The 3,227-nt window shown below is 70.1% G+C and carries 2 protein-coding genes and 1 pseudogene; 2 read left to right on the forward strand and 1 reads right to left on the reverse strand.

Going from position 1 to position 3,227, the window contains the following annotated elements:
* Nucleotides 1-719: pseudogene (locus tag F8271_RS30665) on the forward strand (alpha-glucuronidase); the annotation flags it as partial.
* A 16-nt stretch (nt 720-735) separates the two neighbouring features.
* On the opposite strand, the gene manD reads toward F8271_RS30665, so the two are convergent.
* Nucleotides 736-1,944 carry a D-mannonate dehydratase ManD gene (gene manD / locus F8271_RS30670; RefSeq protein WP_151493282.1) on the reverse strand — a complete coding sequence of 403 codons (1,209 nt, stop codon included), beginning with the start codon at nt 1,942-1,944 and terminating at the stop codon, nt 736-738.
* A gap of 315 nt (nt 1,945-2,259) precedes the next feature.
* Between manD and F8271_RS30675 the strand changes: the two genes are divergently transcribed.
* On the forward strand, nt 2,260-3,227 hold a 968-nt coding region (locus F8271_RS30675), incomplete at its 3' end, for a PHB depolymerase family esterase (protein WP_151493283.1).

Raw genomic sequence — 3,227 nt, forward strand, 5'->3', positions numbered from 1 at the left:
ACACCGGTGACGACCCGTTCTGGACCGGGCACCCGTTGGCGCAGGCCAACCTGTACACGTTCGGCCGGCTTGCCTGGGACCCCGCCCTGGATCCGACGGCGGTCCTCGACGAGTGGATCGCGCTGACCTTCCCGCCGTCGGCGACCGCCGATCCGGAGCTGGTGGGGCGGACGCTGCACGAGATCATGGACGACTCCTGGCGCACCTACGAGCGGTACACCGCGCCGCTGGGTGTCGGCTTCATGGTCCACCCCGGCGACCACTACGGCCCCGACGTGGACGGGTACGAGTACTCGCGGTGGGGCACCTACCACTTCGCCGACCGGGACGGCGTCGGCGTGGACCGCAGTCGCGCGTCGGGCACCGGTTTCGCGGGGCAGTACCCGCCGTACTGGGCGCAGGTGTACGAGTCGCCGCGGACGTGCCCCGACGAGCTGCTGCTCTTCTTCCACCACGTGCCGTACTCCCACGTCCTGCACGACGGGTCGACCGTCATCCAGCACATCTACGACACCCACTTCGCGGGCGTGGAGGAGGTGGAGGCGATGCGGCGGCGGTGGCGGACGCTCAACGGGATGATCGACCCCGCGGTGTACGAACGGGTGGCCGACCGTCTCGACGAGCAGGTGCGCTGCGCCACCGAATGGCGGGACCAGATCAACACGTACTTCCTCCGCAAGTCCGGGGTGCCGGACGCGCGGGGGCGACGCATCTACTGACCCGGCCGGCCCGCGCTCACCACGGGTGCACGGTGCCGTCCTCCAACCTGTTCACCGGCAGGTACGCCGGCGCGTACGGGTACCGTGCGGCGGCCTCCTCGTCGATGTCCACGCCGAGACCGGGGGCTTCGGCGGGATGCAGGTACCCGTCGGCGTAGTGGTAGCCGTGCGGGAAGACGTCGTCGGTCTGCTCGGTGTGCCGCATGTATTCCTGCAGGCCGAAGTTGGGGATCGAGATGTCGAGCTGCAGCGCGGCGGCCATGCAGACGGGGGAGAGGTCGGTGGCCCCGTGCGAGCCGCTGCGGACGTGGTGCAGGGCGGCGAGGTCGAAGATGCGGCGCAGGTGGGTGATCCCGCCGGCGTGCACCACCGTGGCGCGGATGTAGTCGATGAGCTGCTCGCGGATGAGCTGGGCGGCGTCGAAGACGGTGTTGAAGACCTCGCCGACGGCGACCGGGGTGGTGGTGTGCTGCCGGATCAGCCGGAAGCCCTCCTGCAGGTCGGCGGGGACCGGATCCTCCATCCAGGTCAGCGCGTACGGCTCCAGGCTGCGACCGAGCCGAGCCGCCTCGATCGGCGTGAGCCGGTGGTGCACGTCGTGCAGCAGCCGCAGGGTGGGGCCGAACTCGTCGCGGACGCGGGCGAACACCGTCGGCACGTGCGACAGGTAGCGCTGCGTCGACCAGGTGGCCTCGCTGGGCAGCGCGGCGTCGGCCGGCTCGTAGAAGAGCTTGTCGGCGCTGACCCCGTACGTCTTGGGGAGGCCGGGCACGCCGCACTGCACCCGTACGGCCCGGTAGCCGAGGTCGACGTAGCGGGCGACCTCCACCAGCACCTCCTCGACGGTCTCGCCGTTGGCGTGGCCGTACACGGTGACGCCCTCGCGGGACCGGCCGCCGAGCAGCTGGTAGACCGGCAGGCCGGCGACCTTGCCCTTGATGTCCCACAGCGCGGTGTCCACGGCGGCGATCGCGCTCATCGTGACCGGACCGCGCCGCCAGTACGCCCCCTGGTACAGGTACTGCCAGGTGTCCTCGATCCGCGCCGGATCCCGGCCGATCAGCAGCGGCGCCACGTGGTCGCGCAGGTACGACGCGACGGCCAGCTCCCGGCCGTTGAGGGTGGCGTCTCCGACGCCGGTGACCCCCTCATCGGTGACGATCTTGAGGGTGACGAAGTTGCGGCCCGGACAGGTCACGATGACCCGGGCGTCGACGATCTTCACTCGATCTCCTTCGTGCCCACGGGTCTCTGTGGAGGCTCGTAGGGGGGGTGGCGCGAGGGATGCGGGAGGCCCGACAGGTTTCGAGAACGTCCCGATAATAGCCCGCGATCAAGGCCCGGCGATCCCTCCCGCAGCTCCGTCCGGGTGTGCAGGTGGAGGCCCGATCCCGGACGGCGAAAGGTTTCCGGAAGTATTGACAATCGAGTGTGCTCGATTGAAGCTGACGTGGTCACGCGAGCCGCGGTCAGGGTCGGGCGAAGGGCAGTCCTCGACTTACTCCCCTTCCATGCGCCATTTTCCGAGGGATCGCGAAGGATGACAATCAAGACAAGGCTGCTCGGCGCCGTCATGGCTGCCCTCACGCTGGCCGCCGCCGCGCTCACGTTCGCCACACCGGCGTCGGCGGCGACGCTGACGCAGGTGACCGGCTTCGGCACCAATCCCACCAACCTCCAGATGCACCTGTACGTCCCGGACCGCGTGGCGTCCCGGCCGGCGATCCTGCTCGCGCTGCACTACTGCACCGGGTCGGGGCCGGCGTTCCACTCGGGCACCCAGTACGCGTCGCTCGCGGACCGGTACGGGTTCATCGTCATCTACCCATCGGTGACCCGCAGCAGCAAGTGCTGGGACGTGGCCTCACCGCAGGCCCTGCGCCGCGGCGGGGGCAGCGACCCGGTCGGGCTCATGGCGATGGTCGACTACGTGCGGCAGCGCTACGCCGCCGACCCGGCGCGGATCTTCGCCACCGGCACGTCGTCCGGGGCGATGATGACGAACGTCATGCTGGGTGACTACCCGGACGTGTTCGCCGCGGGCGCCTCCTTCGCCGGAGTGCCGTTCGGCTGTTTCGCCACCGGGGGCAGCTCGGAGTGGAACAGCGAGTGCGCCAACGGGCAGCTCATCAGGACCGCCCAGCAGTGGGGTGACCTGGTCCGTGGGGCGTACCCCGGCTACACCGGGCAGCGGCCACGGATGCAGATCTGGCACGGCACCAACGACGAGACGCTGCGCTACCCGAACTTCGGCGAGCAGGTCAAGCAGTGGACCAACGTGCACGGGTTGAGCCAGACCCCGACGTACACCGACTCGCCGCAGTCCGGCTACACCCGCACCCGGTACGGCAGCAGCGGCCCGACGGCCCCGGTCGAGGCGATCAGCATGCAGGGTGTCTCGCACAACCTGCCGGTCGACGCCGCACAGGTGATCCGCTTCTTCGGCCTGGACGGCACCGTTCCACCGCCGACGACGCCACCACCCACGACTCCGCCACCCACCACGCC

Origin of the sequence: Micromonospora sp. ALFpr18c (genome assembly GCF_008868155.1) — a bacterium.
GTDB lineage: Bacteria > Actinomycetota > Actinomycetes > Mycobacteriales > Micromonosporaceae > Micromonospora.